Genomic DNA, 14,929 nt, shown 5'->3' with positions numbered 1-14,929 from the left:
CGCTAAACCCTTGAAACCTGAACGATTGGTCAACTTCATAACGCGCTACAGCCGCCAAAATGGGGCTTGCGCTTATTAAAAAAGCCCCCTATTTTCGTATACAAGATTACAAATATTGTTCACACGCGAGTGTCTCAACGTGCATATACGCCTGATTAACCCCAACACCACAGAAGCCATGACAGCCACCATCCGTCATGCGGCTGAACAGCTGGCCGGCCCATCTACCACCATTAGCGCCACCCAGCCCGACGCAGGCCCGGTTTCCATCGAAAGCCACTTTGATGAAGCCATCAGCGCGGTGGGCGTGGCCGAAGAGGTGCTGAAAGGCGAGCGCGAGGGCAATATTGATGCCTACGTAGTGGCCTGCTTTGGTGACCCCGGCCTGCTGGCCGCCCGCGAGCTGACCCGCGCCCCAGTGATTGGCATTGCCGAAGCCGCTTTTCACATGGCCACCTTGATTAGCACGCGCTTCTCGATTGTGACCACCCTAGGCCGCACCGGCATTATTGCCGAGCACCTGCTTGAGCAGTACGGCTTTAGCCACCACTGCCGTCGCATTCGCGCCGCTGAGATTCCGGTACTGGATTTAGAAGACCACCCTGACGCTGCCTTTAGCCGCATTGTGCAAGAGTGCTGCCGTGCCCGCGATGAGGATGGTATCGGCGCGATTGTGCTGGGCTGTGGCGGTATGGCGAACCTCACCCACGCCATTAGCAGCGAAGTTGGCCTGCCCGTGGTGGAAGGGGTAAGCGCGGCGCTAAAGCTTGCCGAATCGCTGGTGTCGCTGGGCTTACATACCAGCAAATACGGCGATTTAGACTATCCACGCCCGAAACCCTTTACCGGCAAGTTCGCGGATTTTTCCAACCTTACCTTGCCACCCACACGCCGTTGAAACACGCAACATGACGCTAAAAACACGCAACACAGCACGACCAAAAAGATAACAACGTTACGAATACCGCCATTAGCACGCCACGCCGCAAGCGTCTCTTGGGCAGACACTGCCCAGGTTACCAATAACATCGATAATCTTGCGAGGACGGTAACATGAGCACTTCAACCTCTGCTCTTACCTCAGATGAAGCACCGGGAGCGGCTAGCCCCGCCACTGCCAAAGCCGTTGGGGCCGAAAGCTTAGCGCCACAAAGCACCCGTATTATGGGGCGCACCTCCTACTTTTTAGCCTGGTTTGGGGGGTGTGTCTCTATTGGCACCTTCGCCATGGGTTCAAGCGTGGTGGGTACGCTCAACCTGCTGCAAGCCACCCTGGCGATTGCCATTGGCTGCTTTGTGATTGGCATTGCGCTCGCCATTAACGGGGCTGCCGGTTACAAATACGGCATTCCGTTTATGGTGCAGGCACGCAGCGCGTTCGGTTTTACCGGCACGCGTATTCCAGGCCTTGTGCGCGCCGTGCCTGCCATCGTCTGGTACGGCTTTCAAAGCTGGATTGGCGCAGGCGCGCTCAACATGGTGTCGGCCACGCTGTTCGGCTTCGATAACCTGATCTTCTACTTTATTACCTTCCAGTTTTTGCAGATTGGCCTTTCGGTACTGGGCTTTCAGGGCATTAAGTGGCTGGAGAACATTGGCAGCGCGTTTATTCTTTGCTCGCTGATGTATATGTTCTACGCCACGGTGCAGCGCTACGGCGACGAGCTTTCCACCAGCCTGCTGACCATGGAAGGCTCTTGGGGGATGCCCTTCTGGAGCGCCACCATGCTGTTTTTGGGTATCTACAGCACCATGATGCTGAATGTGAGCGATTACTCCCGCGAGCACAAAAAAGGCACGGCCCAAAGCCTGCTTACCACCATTTACGCGATGTCGATTCTGCCCTGCACGCTGTTTATGGGCCTGATTGGCTACATGGTGTCGCAAGCCACCGGCACCGCCGACCCTATCCAAGTGTTCGCCAACGCGGTGGATAACACGCCACTGCTGATGATCACACTGCTGTTTATCGCCTTCGCCCAGGTAACCACCAACGTGCTGAACAACGTGGTGCCGCCCACCTACGTGCTGATGGACGTGTTCAAGCTCAAGTTCCCCGTCGCCACCGTCATTGTGGGCCTGCTCGCCTTCGCTACCTTCCCCTGGAAGCTGGTGCAGCCTGAATCGGCCGCAGGGTTGCAGCTCTTTGTACAAACCTACTCCGCGTTCCTTGGCCCCATCTTCGCCATTCTGGTGGTGGACTACTACGTGATTCGCCGCCGCACGCTGGATATCGGCAAGCTCTACGATGAAAACGGCCCCTATCAAGGCATTAACCAAGCGGCGCTTATAGCGACAGCGGTAGGTATTGTCGCAGCGCTCTCGTTTTCGGCGGTCTCTTGGTATGCCAGCCTTATTCCTGCCGGGCTGACCTACTATCTGCTGATGAAACACTGGCCCGCCTGCCAGCGCTTCACCCAGTAACCCGCCCTGCCCGCGCCTGCCACCTTCGTGTGGCAGGCGACCATTTCCGGATAACGAGCCTTGCAATGAATGAACAACCCAGCCAAAGCGACCTAAATATTCAGCAGATTGACCCAACGCTCTATAACGAAGACCTCGCCCCTTTAAAACCGGAGCACCGCACCTGGGGTGCTTTTGAGATTTTTAACGTTTGGTCTAACGACATTCAAAGCCTGTTTGGCTATACCCTGGCAGCCTCACTGTTTCTCACCTACGGCCTGAACGGCTGGGCCGTGATGGCCGCGATTATTTTAGCTGGGGTGATCGTGATGTTTCTGGTCAACCTGACCGGTAAGCCCAGCGTGAAATACGGCATACCTTTCCCCGTCATGGTGCGCGCCAGCATGGGCGTGCGTGGTGCCAACCTGCCCGCCATGCTGCGCGCCATTGTGGGTATTTTTTGGTACGGCGTGCAGACCTACTTCGCCTCCACCGCCGTGGCGCTGCTGATTACCGCGCTGTTTGGCGTGGGCAACGGCGGCACCTTTCTTGGCCTTTCCGGGGTGGCGTGGCTGTCGTTCGTGATTGTGTGGCTGTTTCAGATCGCGATTTTTTGGCAGGGCATCGAGCGCATTAAACACTTCCTAAACTGGGCAGGCCCGCTGGTCTACGTGGTGATGGTGGTGTTGATGATTGTGGTATGGGTACAAGCCGGTAGCGAGCTACTCCCCGCCATTAGCACCATCTTTAGCGGCAGCGGTGAACAGGGCGGCCTGGGTGCGTTTCTCGCCATTGTGGGTACGATGGTGGCCTACTTCGCCGCAGTGGTGATCAACTTCGGCGACTTTACCCGTTTTGTGAAAACCGAGCGCCAGATGAAGCTGGGCAACCTGCTGGGCCTGCCCTTGAACGTAGCGTTCTTCTCGTTTATTGCGCTGATTATTACCGCAGGCACGCTAGTACTGTTTGGCGAAGCGCTCACCAACCCGGCGGATATCGTGGAACGCGTCGATTCACTGCCGCTGACCATTGTGGCTGCTCTCACCTTCTTTGCCGCCACGGTGGGTATCAACCTCGTTGCTAACTTCATTCCCCCCGCCTACGACTTAGCCAACCTGTTCCCCAGCAAAATCAGCTTCAAAATGGGCGGCCTGATTACCGCCGTCATTGCCTTTTTCGTGGGTGCGCTGTGGATCTCGGTGATCAGCCAAATTGGCGTGCCGGGCTTTGTGAATGCGTTGGGCGCTATCGTCGCGCCGTTCTACGGCATCATCGTGGTGGACTACTACCTGATCAAACGCCAGCACCTCAATATGCAGGAGCTATTCTCCTCAGCCCCCAGCAGCGCCTACTACTACGTCAACGGCTGGAACACCCGCGCCCTTATCGCCTTTGGCGTGGCGGCGATGTTCTCGCTCTCTACCGTATTAGTCCCTGCACTTTCAGCCCTTGGTGGTTTTGGTTGGATGATTGGTGCCGCTCTAGGTGGGGTTTTCTATTATGGTCTTATGAAGCGGTTTAAGGCAGCGACTGTGATGGCTGAGCAGAAAACGCACTAAGCCATGTAGTGATGACTCACTGCACAACATAGATAACCACTAAAAACGCCACTGGATAAGCTCCGGTGGCGTTTTACGTTAGTCGGGAGTCTCGAAAAGCGGCCTAGCTGTCATCACAGTGGAGCAGAGCTACGTCGTCGCTAAACACCAAAAATCTGCTGCAGATCCGGTACGTTCTCTTCCTCTTCGACCATGGAGAGCGAGGCTTCGATGGCTTTGAGGTGGCGGCTCATAAAGGCTTTGGCACGCTCGCCGTTGCCGGTTTCAAGATAGCCAATCAGGTCGTCGTGGTCGTGAGATTCGCAGCCTAAGTGGCCGCGATGGCCATAGACAGCGAGGATCAGCGATGAACGTGAGCAGAGGCGTTCAACAAATTCCGCCAGGGTGGCGTTGCCGGAGAGTTGGGCTAAGCGCACGTGAAAATCTGCCGAGAGGCGAATGGCCACGCTCTGCTGGCCGCTGCGCAGGGCTTGGCGCTCTTGGCGGGCCATCTCGCGAAGCTCCGCTGCCGCGGCGGCGTTCATTCGCCTGGCAACATCGGGCATGAGGCCGCACTCGATCAGTTGGCGGGCATCGAACACGTCTTTGGCTTCCTCGGCGGTGGGTCGCGTTACGCTGGCCCCACGGCGCGGGGTAAGTGTAACAAGCTGTTCAAGCGCCAACCGCTGAAGAATTTTACGAATCCCCGTGCGGCTAATACCAAATACTTCCGCTAGCGCATCTTCACGCAGCCGAGCGCCGGGCTTTAGGCGCTGCTCCACAATGGCATCGCTGACCGCCCGGTAAATCGCTTCGTGGCGCTCGTCGCCCTCTTTGTCAGTGGGCCGTCGTTTTAACGCCGTCTGCGCATCGCTCATAGTGTCTCCTGTCTGCGACTCTGATCACTCCTCCCAGGCCGCTATGATATCGCGCTCTTCATCACTCATGTTGGTGATATTACCCAGCGGCATGTAGCGGCTAGCCACCACCTGCTGTATTGACGCTTTGTGGCCTAGAATATCCTCCCAGCTATCAAAGGCATAGCCTGCTGGCGGCGCAGAGAAACCGGCGTGTGCAGGGTTACGGGCATGGCACTGGGTGCAGTGTTGCTCAATGAGCCCAGAGACCTGTGCTTGCGTAGGCGCATCGCCAGCGCCTTCTACGGCGGCACGTGGGCTAGGCGCTGCCACCCAAAATGCGAGCAGAATCAGGCCAACCCCTACCGCCGGGTAGGCAGGCTGAATTTTACCGGCATGCATCAGCACAAAGAACTGACGAATCAACGCTCCGGCAAAGATAAACAGCACCATCACCACCCAAGAAAGCTCATGAGCGTAGATAAAGGAGTAGTGATTACTCACCATCAGCAACACCACGGGCAGCGTGAAGTAGGTGTTATGTACCGAACGCTGCTTGCCGCGTTTGCCGTCTAGCGGGTTGGGAGCCTCGCCTGCCTTCATGGCTTTCACCATGCGCCGCTGGCCGGGAATGATCCAAAAGAAGACGTTGGCCGACATGGCCGTGGCCATCACCGCGCCGGTGAGCAAAAAGGCCGCCCGCCCGGTAAACATCTGGGTGCTTAGGTAGGCTACCACCACCATCATCACCGCCACGGCAATGCTTAGCAGGCCATCGCGCTCCATGTTGGGGCTGATGCGCTTACATAGCTCGTTGTAAACCACCCAGCCGCCTAGCAGGAACCCAAGCGCCAGCAGGTTGGCCTGCCAACCGGTCAGGTTAGCCGCCCAGGCCCAATTGCTGTCTGGGTTCACCAAGTAGAAGCCGGGGTTCACCATGTAGAGAATGACGAACAGCGCAAAACCCGATAGCCACGTGGTGTAGGCTTTCCAGAACGACCAGTGCAGGTCGTTGGGTAGCTTGGCCGGGGCCGTGGCATATTTCTGGTTATGATAGAAACCGCCACCATGCACAGCCCACATCTCGCCAAAGATCCCCTTCTCACGATCTTCAGCGGCTTTGGGAGTGCGCAGGCCGTTATCCAGCATCACGAAGTAGATCGATTCGCCGATCCAGGCAATGGCCGCAATCACGTGCAGCCAGCGCAGCAGCAGGTTTACGAATTCAATGATGTACGCTTGCATGATTCGCCCTCTTAACTACCGCGATAGGTCGAGTAGCCATACGGCGAGAGCAGCAGCGGCACGTGGTAGTGTTGGCTTGCATCGGCTACGCCAAAGCGCAGCGGAATCACGTCTAAAAAGCGTGGCTCGGCGGCTTCGACACCCTGACGGCGTAAATAGTCCCCCGCGTGGAACACTAACTCATACTCACCGGGTGTGAGCGCCTCGCCTTCTAACAGGGGCGTATCACAACGGCCATCGCTGTTGGTGACGGTGGAGCCTAAGTGCTCGCGGTGGCCACCCGCTAGCCGAAAGATTTCAATGGTAATGCCTTGGCCGGGCTGCCCTTTGGCGGTATCCAGCACGTGGGTAGTTAAGCGTCCCATCGTCACTCCTTACATTGGCGGGGTTATTGGTGTTATGGATAGAGGTGATGCGTAGAGTTTGACCTATTGGTCAAAGAGTACCGTTGATGCTATTTATTGTATACAGCATTTCCTTTTTCGCACGCCTGGAGAGTTTTTGTGTCGACCGCTACCCCACTCACGTTATCCCCTGCCCCCAGCCAGTGCAGCCTGGAAGCCTTCGTTGCCCACTATGGCGATGTGTATGAGCACTCCCCCTGGGTAGCTAAAGCCGCTTGGCAACATGGCTTGAGTCAAACGCATGATGCACCTGATGCACTGGCTGAACTGATGGGCCTGATGCTGCAGCAGGCCACGCCCGAGCAGCAAATTGCCGTTATTAAGGCCCACCCCGATTTAGCAGGCAAGGCAGCGCTGGCGGGAGAGTTGACCCACGACTCCACCAGCGAGCAGGCAGGCGCGGGGCTCGACCAGTGCTCACCTGAGGAGTTTGCTCGCTTCGAGCGGTTGAACGCCGCTTATAAAGAGACATTTGGCTTTCCCTTTGTGATTGCCGTGAAAGGGCTGGACCGTTACGACATTCTCGCGGCGTTTGAAAAGCGCTTGGAGAACGGCTTGGCAGAAGAGCGTGAAACCGCCATTCAGCAAATTATTCGCATAGCGCGCTTTCGGCTCCGAGCACGCGCTGGCGAGGCATCGCGATCACCGCGATGACGCCTGCCTAATCAAAAAGCACGCAAAAAAATGCCGCGCCTTGGAGCTATCCAGGGCGCGGCATCCTTTCAATTAAGCGGGGTGATTACTGCTTGGCAGTCTCAACCGCTTTCTTGGTGGTTTCTTCAGCCATTTTCTGGCTGTCTTGCATAAAGCTTTGGCTGATAGAGGTCACTTTTTCAGAGTCGCCTTTCATGCGCTCCATCAGGTCAGTAGCGGTTTTTTGCTGGCTTTCCATCGCTTTTTTGAAGCTGTCCGCGTCTTTCACGTCTAACCATGTGCGTGCTTGTGCAATGGTCATGTCCGAGTAAGCGCGTGCAGCGTCCATTTGCGCGCCTACCAGCTGCTCGTAGTAGTTCAGTGCCGCCAGCGTGTAAGAACGCATGGGGGATACAAACACTGACTCAAACTGCTGGCTGGTTTTCTCTGCGGCCTTGTTCATCACGTAATCTCCTTGAGTGAGCTAGCGATTCGGCTTGCGTTGAGGCAGGCCGATAGTGGGCGTTTGCCGTTGCTACCCACAAAGCTAGCAGTGCTTTTTGTGCAGCGCAACATGATTTTTTATCATGCTGCGCTTGCCAAGCTGCCGCTCACTCACACGCTTGAAAAGGCCGTTTTATTAACGGTTGCCAAACAGATGCTTACGCGCCTCAGCATCCATCGTGACACCTGCCTGCGGATTAATGTCTTCCACTATTGCGTAGGCTTTACGCACTGCCGGGCGTTGCGACACCTCTTCAAACCAGCGTTCAAGGTCAGGGAACTCTTCCAGAGTTTGGCGCTGTTTCTCCCAGGGTACTATCCAGGGATAGATCGCCATATCGGCAATCGAGTAGCGGTCACCGCCTACATAATGCTGTTGGGAAAGACGCTGATCCAACACGCTATAAAGCCGATTCGTTTCACGCACATAGCGTTCGATGGCGTACTCAATTTTGTTCGGCGCATAGTGGCAGAAGTGATGGTTCTGCCCTGCCATAGGGCCAAGGCCGCCCATTTGCCAGTGAAGCCACTGCAACACCACGTAGCGCTCGCGCCCTTCTACCGGCAGAAACTGGCCGGTTTTATCGGCGAGATATTCTAAAATAGCGCCTGACTCGAACAGCGACATGGGTTGGCCGCCATCTTTAGGGGCGTGGTCAACAATGGCGGGAATGCGGTTATTGGGTGCAATCGTCAGAAACTCAGGGTCAAACTGCTCGCCGCGGCCAATATTAATCGGCTTGATGCGGTAAGCCAGCTTTGCCTCTTCAAGCATGATGGAGATTTTGTGGCCGTTCGGGGTTGTCCAGTAATACAGGTCAATCATCGCCATCTCCTTTCACACAAACGGCCTAGGCCGTTTGTGTTTGCCTGTGGGTAGTCGGCGGCTTGTGGCCGCCTTCACTATTATAGATCACGAACAGTCAGGGCCTTGCCTGCCACTGAATCGTGCACTTCTAGCATACGCTTAAACCACGCAGCGACGGGGTCCTTTTCATCCACCAGTGTCTCAGTCGAAACGGTGTAGGCCCACATCATGCTGCCAAACAGTAGGTAATCGGCACCGCCTGGGGCATTCCCATCCAAAAACGGGCTCTCTTTCAATTGAGCACTTACCGGCACCAGCGCCTGCTTCAGTAGCTGCCGCCCCTGCTCAGGGTTATTAACAGCCTCCAACGTCGCGCCAAAGCGCGCTTCACGGGTTTTACGGAAGTAATCACGATCATCCGGATGAATTGCAGCTAACAGATCTAATGCGACGATTTTAAACAGTGCAGGCGTAATGCTGCGTTCTACCAGTTGTTTAAACAGCATTAGGCGCTGAAAGCTCACCCCTTCACCTACCACCGGTGCAGCCGGGTAGGCGCGATCCAGATAGCACATGATATCGAAGCTATCGGTCACCACCGTGTCACCATCAGTGAGTACGGGCACTTTGTCGTAGTCGGCAAATGCGAGCACGTCTTTTTCCTGGAAGCGCCACGCCACGGTCGTGCACTCAAGCCCTTTATGGGCCAGTGCCATCCGCACGCGCCAACAGTAAGGTGAAAAACGTAGGCGCTCATCGCGGCCACACAGGTCATAAAGTGTTATTGCCATCTGATCGTACTCCTTTCATCGAGTTGAACTCGCTATTACATTGAGTCGAAGTAGTAAGTGACGCAAGTACCGAATCCCGCCTGTGCCATTAAGCCATGCAAAGAGGACATGGGACATTTAGATCTGCACCGCTCTTTCTAAGGCCAACTGCACTGTCTATTAGTCTAATGGGCGTTGTGAAGCAAGCGTACTCACGAAAAGTTCAAAGTCTCTAAAAAACAATATGTTAAATTAAAACGACCGCTTAGTTTACAAGCCAATTCGCCCCACGCCACTGGTAAGACCAATTTTCCAATGTAGTCATTCTGCCCGCCTAACCGTATCTTTCACGCTGACCCAACTATGATTGAAATGACAAGTTGGCGACTGCGGAGCACACCAAATCAATAACAAGGGGCCGTTCCTCCCATGAATGAAAACATACTTGCTCTTCTGGCATTTCTGCCGCTGTTACTGGCTGGGATTTTGCTCATAGGCTTTAAAATCCCGGCTAAAATAGCGATGCCGATTGTCTTCCTTACGGCGGCCGTTATCGGCCTGACCGCGTGGGATATGTCGTTTAGCCGCGTGGCGGCATCCACTGTGCAGGGCCTCATTCAAACCGCGGGCCTGCTGTGGATTATCTTTGGCGCTATTTTGCTCCTTAATACGCTTAAGCACTCTGGAGGCATTACCGCCATCCGTAACGGCTTTTCGGGCATTAGCCCTGACCGCCGTGTACAAGCGCTGATTGTTGCCTGGCTGTTTGGCTGCTTTATTGAGGGCGCGTCCGGTTTCGGTACACCGGCTGCTGTTGCGGCTCCGCTGATGGTAGCGCTTGGCTTCCCGGCTCTTGCTGCCGTGGTCGTGGGTATGATGATTCAGTCCACACCGGTATCTTTTGGCGCCGTGGGCACACCGATCGTGGTCGGTGTAGGTAGCGGTGTAAACCGTGCCGACATTACCGCGCAGCTAGAAGCGAACGGCTCTACCTGGGACGTCTTCTTCCAGCAGGTCACCAGCTCTGTCGCCATCACTCACGGTATTGTGGGTATTTTAATGCCGCTGATTCTGGTGCTGGTGATGGTGCGCTTCTTCGGTGCCAACCGCTCTTGGAAAGAAGGGCTCTCTATTGCGCCTTTCGCAATCTTTACCGGTATTGCCTTCGTAGTGCCTTACATGCTGGTGGGTGTGCTGCTTGGGCCGGAATTCCCGTCCATGATTGGCGCGATGGTGGGCTTAGCGATTGTGGTGCCCGCTGCACGTAAAGGCTTCCTGCTGCCCAAAGATACCTGGGACTTCCCAGAATCGACCTCTTGGCCAGATGAGTGGATCGGTAACCTGCAAATCAAGCTGGACGATGTGGCCGGTAAAGCACCGATGTCCACCTTTAAAGGCTGGGTACCTTACGTGCTACTGGCGCTGTTCTTAGTAGCTTCACGCACCGTTGAGCCGCTACGTGTAGCTCTGACCTCGATTAACCTGAACTGGGCCAACATTTTCGGTGAAACGGGCGTTAGCGGCGGTGTTCAACCGCTTTACCTGCCGGGCGGTATTATCCTGGCCGTCGTGTTTATCACTTACTTCCTGCATAAGATGAACCCACGTCAGATGAGTGCGGCGGTATCTGAGTCCACCAAAACCATCTTTGGCGCTGGCTTTGTACTGATCTTTACTGTGCCGATGGTGCGTATCCTGATTAACTCTGGCGTTAACGGTGCCGACTTAGTCTCGATGCCTGTCATGATGGCGCAAGCAGTCGCTAACGGTGTGGGCGGCATCTACCCGTTCTTTGCGCCTGCCGTCGGGGCGATGGGTGCCTTTATTGCGGGCTCCAACACGGTATCTAACCTTATGTTGGCGGAGTTCCAGTTCAGCATTGCTGAAACCCTGGGGCTATCAACGGCCATGATGATCGCACTGCAAGCAGTAGGTGCAGCGGCGGGTAATATGATCGCGATTCACAACGTTGTTGCGGCATCCGCGACCGTCGGCCTGCTTGGCCGTGAAGGGACCACGATTCGTAAGACGATTCTCCCAACCATCTACTACTTGGTATTCACCGGCATTATCGCGATGATCGCGTTTTATGTCATCGGGGTGACTGACCCATTGATGTAACCCCTGTTTGACCCCGTAAAACGATTTACCCCCAGGCATTGCCTGGGGGTAAATTTTTAGTGCTTTGCTTACCTGACTTAAGAGACGACCTCAGTCAATACGCTTCAGCGTTGTCGCGTGCTGCTGCCCGCGGATCACATAGCTTTGCGCATTGAGCTTTAACGCTTCCACTGCCTCCGCCGAGAGCTCTCTCACCACTTTGGCAGGCGAGCCGACAATCAGTGAGTTAGGCGGAAAGACAGCCCCCTCTTTGATGAAAGCACCCGCACCTACCAAGCTGTTTTCACCAATCACGGCCCCATTGAGCACCACCGCCTGAATACCAATTAAACAGCCATTGCCCACGGTACAGCCGTGCAGCATCGCTTGGTGGCCTACCGTGACGCCTTTGCCGACTTTTAACGGATAGCCTGGGTCAGCATGCAGCACCGCACCATCTTGAATATTGCTCTCTTCACCGATTTCCAGGTGGTCGCTGTCGCCGCGTAGCACGGCTTGGTACCACACGCTTGAGCGTGCTTTCAGGGTGACTTGGCCAATCACATCGGCCGTGTCGGCAATGTACACATCGTCATGAATAGCAGGCTGATGTTCGCCAAATTGATAAATGGCCACGTGACACTCCTTTTATGGGTTGTTGTACTTAGGCTAGCGCTTGCGCCAGCAGGCGAGCAACGTGAATGGCTTCGCGCCCGCTGCCATCCTGGATTTGGTGGCGGCAGCTGGTGCCATCGGCCACTAACACCGCATCATCACCCGCGCTGCGCACAGCAGGCAACAGCGTCAGTTCGGCCATTTTCATGGAGGCCTCGTAGTGCTCGGCTTCATACCCGAAACTGCCCGCCATACCGCAGCAGGACGACTCAATCGTCTCAACCGCCACGCCAGGAATCCAGTTCAGCACTTGTTCGACAGGGCGCAGCGCATCAAACGCTTTTTGATGGCAGTGCCCATGTAGCATCACACGCTGGCCTTCCATAGGTTTTAGCTGCAGCGGCAGCTCACCCGCCGAGTGGGCGTGTACCAAGAATTCCTCAAACAGATAGGCCGATGCTGACAGCGCCTGGGCCTGTTCCCCAAAACCATACTGCAAGAACTCATCGCGCATGCTGAGCAAGCAAGAAGGCTCCAGCCCCACCACGGCCACGCCGCGCTCGACAAACGGCATCAGGAAATCCAGCGTACGCTGCGCCTCGGCCTTAGCTTTCTCGAACTGACCCGAAGAGAGATAGGTGCGGCCACAGCAGAGCGGCCGCTGGCCTTGGGTAACGTTGAGATGCACGTGATACCCCGCCGCCTCTAGCACTTGCTTGGCGGCGGACGCATTGTCGCCCTCCATGTAGTTATTGAAGGTATCAACAAACAGCAGCACTTCCCGCTCAGCGGTTGCTGGGGCAGGCGAAGCGGAGGCCGTGGCTAAAAAATTACTGTTAAACATGGGTAGCGATCTTTGCGGGGCGAGCTTGAGCGCTTGCTTAATACGCTTTGCCAGCATGGGAACCCGCTCAACGCGGTTCACCACGCTGGAAAAGCGGCTAGCCCAAGGGGCGTAACGGGGCATTTCCCCTACCATACGGTCACGCAGCGAAAGTCCTTTGGAACGCACTCGAGCCGCCCGCGCTTCAATCTTAAACTTAGCCATATCAACGCCTGTGGGGCAGTCGCGCTTGCACCCTTTACAAGAGACACATAGATCCAGCGCCTCTTTCACCTCATCGCTGGCAAGCCCTTCATCGCCCAGCTGCCCCGAGAGCACTTGCCGTAATGTGTTCGCTCTGCCCCGGGTCAGGTGCTGCTCTTCTTTAGTAATACGGTAGCTGGGGCACATCGTCCCCGCGTCAAACTTGCGACAGTGGCCGTTGTTGTTGCACATCTCTACCGCCATGGCTAAACCATGGGTGGTATCTCCAGCGCTACCCGGTGGCGTTTGCTCACCGGTGAGCGGGTCACGCTTGACGTTCCAGGGGGACCAATCAAACACCGGCGTCACGGGAATACGTTGATACGTGGATGGAAAGCGGAAGTAGCGCTCATCATCCATTTTTGGGGTATCGACGATTTTCCCAGGATTGAGCAGATTTTCCGGGTCAAAGAGCTGCTTCACTTCGCGGAAGGCATTGTTGATGGTGTCACCAAACTGCCAAGCGACCCACTCGCCACGGCAAATACCGTCGCCGTGCTCACCGGAATACGCGCCCTTGTACTCACGCACCAGCGCAGAGGCCAGCTCTGCGATTTCGCGCATCTTTTGCGCTCCGTCGCGGCGCATATCCAAAATAGGGCGAACATGCAATGTCCCTACCCCGGCGTGGGCATACCACGTGCCCTCGGTGCCGTAGCGGTTAAACACATCGGTGAGTTTGGCGGTGTATTCGGCAAGATGCTCAAGAGGCACCGCGCAATCTTCAATGAACGAGACCGGTTTTCCGTCGCCTTTCATGCTCATCATGATATTGAGCCCGGCCTTGCGTACGTTCCACAGGGCTTTCTGCTCCGCAGCTTCCGGCATATTCACCACGCTGCCGGGCAGGCCTAAATCACCCATCAGCTCATTAAGGCGTTGCAGCGCCTCAAGCTGGGCATCACGATCCTGCCCGGCAAACTCCACCAGCAAAATAGCTTCCGGCTTGCCTATCAGCGCTTTCTCAATGACCGGCCTGAAAGCGGGATTCTCTAACGAGAGCTCGATCATCGTGCGGTCTACCAGCTCGACCGCCATCGGGCCCAGCTTGACGATGTACTGAGTGAAATCCATGGCTTGGTGAAAGGTAGGGAAGTTCACCACGCCCAGCACTTTCTGCTCAGGCAAGGGCGACAGCTTTAGCTTAATCCGCCGACTCACACCGAGCGTCCCTTCGGAGCCTATGAGCAGATGCGACAGATTCGCCCGCCTATTTGGGTCGTAGGGTTTCGGGTTTTGGCAATCAAACAGGTCGAGGTTATAGCCGCCCACTCGGCGCAGCACTTTAGGGAAGTGGTCGCGAATATCGCCCCCCACCCGCTCAGCAATCGCTTTCACCTGCTGAGCAAGCTGCTGCTCCCGCGAGCGGTCAGCAATCCCATCCACAAAGCTGAAATTCACCTCACAGCCATCGGCAAGAATGGCCTCAATGCCTTCGACATTGTGAACCATGTTGCCGTAGTAAATAGAGCGCGATCCGCAGGAGTTATTGCCTGCCATACCGCCGATGGTGCACTGAGCGCTGGTGGATACATCCACCGGATACCAAAGCCCATGGGGCTTAAGCCAAGCATTGAGGTGATCTAGCACCATGCCAGGCTCTACCACCACGGTGCGTGCTTCTGGGTCAAACTCCACCACTTGGTTGAGCCAGCGCGTGGTGTCAATCACCAGCGCTTCCCCCACGGTTTGACCGCACTGGCTAGTGCCCGCCCCGCGCGCTAATACGGGCACATGAGCATCACGGGCAATATCCAGAGCAATGGTGAGGTCTTCTTGGTGGCGTGGGATCACCACGCCAACGGGGGTTACCTGATAAATAGAAGCATCAGTGGCATAACGCCCCCGAGTCGCCTGATCAAATAAGACATCGCCCGCGAGCTCTCGCGAAAGCCGGTCAGCTAGACCGCTGATCGGCTTAATTTTGGCATCTCTAGGCGCATGTTGGCTGGTCAGTGACGTCAT

At 55.9% G+C, this 14,929-nt stretch carries 13 protein-coding genes; 5 read left to right on the top strand and 8 right to left on the bottom strand.

What is annotated here, in order from left to right:
• Nucleotides 1–139 precede the first annotated feature (139 nt).
• From IEW65_RS08480 to IEW65_RS08470, 3 genes are all read left to right on the top strand, one after another.
• Complete coding sequence (locus IEW65_RS08480) at nucleotides 140–898, top strand: aspartate/glutamate racemase family protein (RefSeq protein ID WP_188639049.1); 759 nt, start codon at nucleotides 140–142, stop codon at nucleotides 896–898.
• Nucleotides 899–1,053: 155 nt separating this feature from the next.
• Nucleotides 1,054–2,424, top strand: coding sequence for an NCS1 family transporter (locus tag IEW65_RS08475; protein ID WP_188639048.1), 1,371 nt, complete (start codon nucleotides 1,054–1,056; stop codon nucleotides 2,422–2,424).
• Between the two features lie 65 nt (nucleotides 2,425–2,489).
• Nucleotides 2,490–3,962, top strand: coding sequence for an NCS1 family nucleobase:cation symporter-1 (locus tag IEW65_RS08470; RefSeq protein ID WP_188639047.1), 1,473 nt, complete (start codon nucleotides 2,490–2,492; stop codon nucleotides 3,960–3,962).
• Between the two features lie 140 nt (nucleotides 3,963–4,102).
• On the opposite strand, the gene IEW65_RS08465 is transcribed toward IEW65_RS08470, so the two are convergent.
• Genes IEW65_RS08465 through uraH form a run of 3 tightly spaced genes read right to left on the bottom strand, consistent with a single transcriptional unit; the run spans nucleotide 4,103 to nucleotide 6,408 of the window.
• Nucleotides 4,103–4,819, bottom strand: coding sequence for a GntR family transcriptional regulator (locus tag IEW65_RS08465; protein ID WP_188639046.1), 717 nt, complete (start codon nucleotides 4,817–4,819; stop codon nucleotides 4,103–4,105).
• Between the two features lie 24 nt (nucleotides 4,820–4,843).
• The gene (locus tag IEW65_RS08460; protein WP_188639045.1) at nucleotides 4,844–6,043 is read right to left on the bottom strand and encodes a urate hydroxylase PuuD; all 1,200 of its coding nucleotides are present in this window, start codon (nucleotides 6,041–6,043) and stop codon (nucleotides 4,844–4,846) included.
• 11 nt (nucleotides 6,044–6,054) lie between these two features.
• Nucleotides 6,055–6,408 (bottom strand): hydroxyisourate hydrolase, encoded by a 354-nt coding sequence (gene uraH / locus IEW65_RS08455; protein WP_188639044.1) that lies wholly within the window; start codon nucleotides 6,406–6,408, stop codon nucleotides 6,055–6,057.
• Between the two features lie 138 nt (nucleotides 6,409–6,546).
• Here uraH and uraD point away from each other — a divergent pair, with 138 nt between their 5' ends.
• Nucleotides 6,547–7,101: a 2-oxo-4-hydroxy-4-carboxy-5-ureidoimidazoline decarboxylase gene (gene uraD, locus IEW65_RS08450; RefSeq protein WP_188639043.1), complete on the top strand. Its 555-nt coding sequence runs from the start codon at nucleotides 6,547–6,549 to the stop codon at nucleotides 7,099–7,101.
• An 85-nt stretch (nucleotides 7,102–7,186) separates the two neighbouring features.
• Here the strand turns inward: uraD and IEW65_RS08445 are convergent, their stop codons facing one another.
• The 3 genes from IEW65_RS08445 to IEW65_RS08435 all read right to left on the bottom strand — a co-directional run bounded on the left by IEW65_RS08445 (nucleotide 7,187) and on the right by IEW65_RS08435 (nucleotide 9,183).
• A complete protein-coding gene (locus IEW65_RS08445; protein ID WP_188639042.1) occupies nucleotides 7,187–7,543 on the bottom strand; it encodes a phasin family protein in 357 nt (118 codons plus the stop codon).
• A gap of 177 nt (nucleotides 7,544–7,720) precedes the next feature.
• Nucleotides 7,721–8,410, bottom strand: coding sequence for a glutathione binding-like protein (locus tag IEW65_RS08440; RefSeq protein WP_188639041.1), 690 nt, complete (start codon nucleotides 8,408–8,410; stop codon nucleotides 7,721–7,723).
• 80 nt (nucleotides 8,411–8,490) lie between these two features.
• Nucleotides 8,491–9,183: a glutathione S-transferase N-terminal domain-containing protein gene (locus IEW65_RS08435; RefSeq protein ID WP_188639040.1), complete on the bottom strand. Its 693-nt coding sequence runs from the start codon at nucleotides 9,181–9,183 to the stop codon at nucleotides 8,491–8,493.
• A 408-nt stretch (nucleotides 9,184–9,591) separates the two neighbouring features.
• On the opposite strand from IEW65_RS08435, the gene IEW65_RS08430 reads away from it, so the two are divergent.
• Nucleotides 9,592–11,283: an L-lactate permease gene (locus IEW65_RS08430; RefSeq protein ID WP_188639039.1), complete on the top strand. Its 1,692-nt coding sequence runs from the start codon at nucleotides 9,592–9,594 to the stop codon at nucleotides 11,281–11,283.
• A 90-nt stretch (nucleotides 11,284–11,373) separates the two neighbouring features.
• Here IEW65_RS08430 and IEW65_RS08425 read toward each other — a convergent pair whose 3' ends face one another.
• Together IEW65_RS08425 and IEW65_RS08420 are read right to left on the bottom strand one after the other, a co-directional pair.
• Nucleotides 11,374–11,898, bottom strand: a complete 525-nt coding sequence (locus IEW65_RS08425) for a gamma carbonic anhydrase family protein (protein ID WP_188639038.1) — start codon at nucleotides 11,896–11,898, stop codon at nucleotides 11,374–11,376.
• A gap of 28 nt (nucleotides 11,899–11,926) precedes the next feature.
• Nucleotides 11,927–14,929 (bottom strand): FAD-binding and (Fe-S)-binding domain-containing protein, encoded by a 3,003-nt coding sequence (locus IEW65_RS08420; RefSeq protein WP_188639037.1) that lies wholly within the window; start codon nucleotides 14,927–14,929, stop codon nucleotides 11,927–11,929.

Origin of the sequence: Vreelandella lutescens (assembly GCF_014640815.1) — a bacterium.
In the GTDB taxonomy this organism is placed as follows: domain Bacteria; phylum Pseudomonadota; class Gammaproteobacteria; order Pseudomonadales; family Halomonadaceae; genus Vreelandella; species Vreelandella lutescens.
Note: the sequence above shows the minus strand (reverse complement) of the source record. Positions and strands in the feature narration are given on the sequence as shown.

Coding starts and splice junctions, on each gene's coding strand:
- IEW65_RS08475 (WP_188639048.1), top strand. CDS start 1,054: ATGAGCACTTCAACCTCTGCTCTTACCTCAGATGAAGCACCGGGAGCG.
- IEW65_RS08470 (WP_188639047.1), top strand. CDS start 2,490: ATGAATGAACAACCCAGCCAAAGCGACCTAAATATTCAGCAGATTGAC.
- IEW65_RS08465 (WP_188639046.1), bottom strand. CDS start 4,819: ATGAGCGATGCGCAGACGGCGTTAAAACGACGGCCCACTGACAAAGAG.
- IEW65_RS08460 (WP_188639045.1), bottom strand. CDS start 6,043: ATGCAAGCGTACATCATTGAATTCGTAAACCTGCTGCTGCGCTGGCTG.
- uraH (WP_188639044.1), bottom strand. CDS start 6,408: ATGGGACGCTTAACTACCCACGTGCTGGATACCGCCAAAGGGCAGCCC.
- IEW65_RS08445 (WP_188639042.1), bottom strand. CDS start 7,543: ATGAACAAGGCCGCAGAGAAAACCAGCCAGCAGTTTGAGTCAGTGTTT.
- IEW65_RS08440 (WP_188639041.1), bottom strand. CDS start 8,410: ATGATTGACCTGTATTACTGGACAACCCCGAACGGCCACAAAATCTCC.
- IEW65_RS08435 (WP_188639040.1), bottom strand. CDS start 9,183: ATGGCAATAACACTTTATGACCTGTGTGGCCGCGATGAGCGCCTACGT.
- IEW65_RS08430 (WP_188639039.1), top strand. CDS start 9,592: ATGAATGAAAACATACTTGCTCTTCTGGCATTTCTGCCGCTGTTACTG.
- IEW65_RS08420 (WP_188639037.1), bottom strand. CDS start 14,929: ATGACGTCACTGACCAGCCAACATGCGCCTAGAGATGCCAAAATTAAG.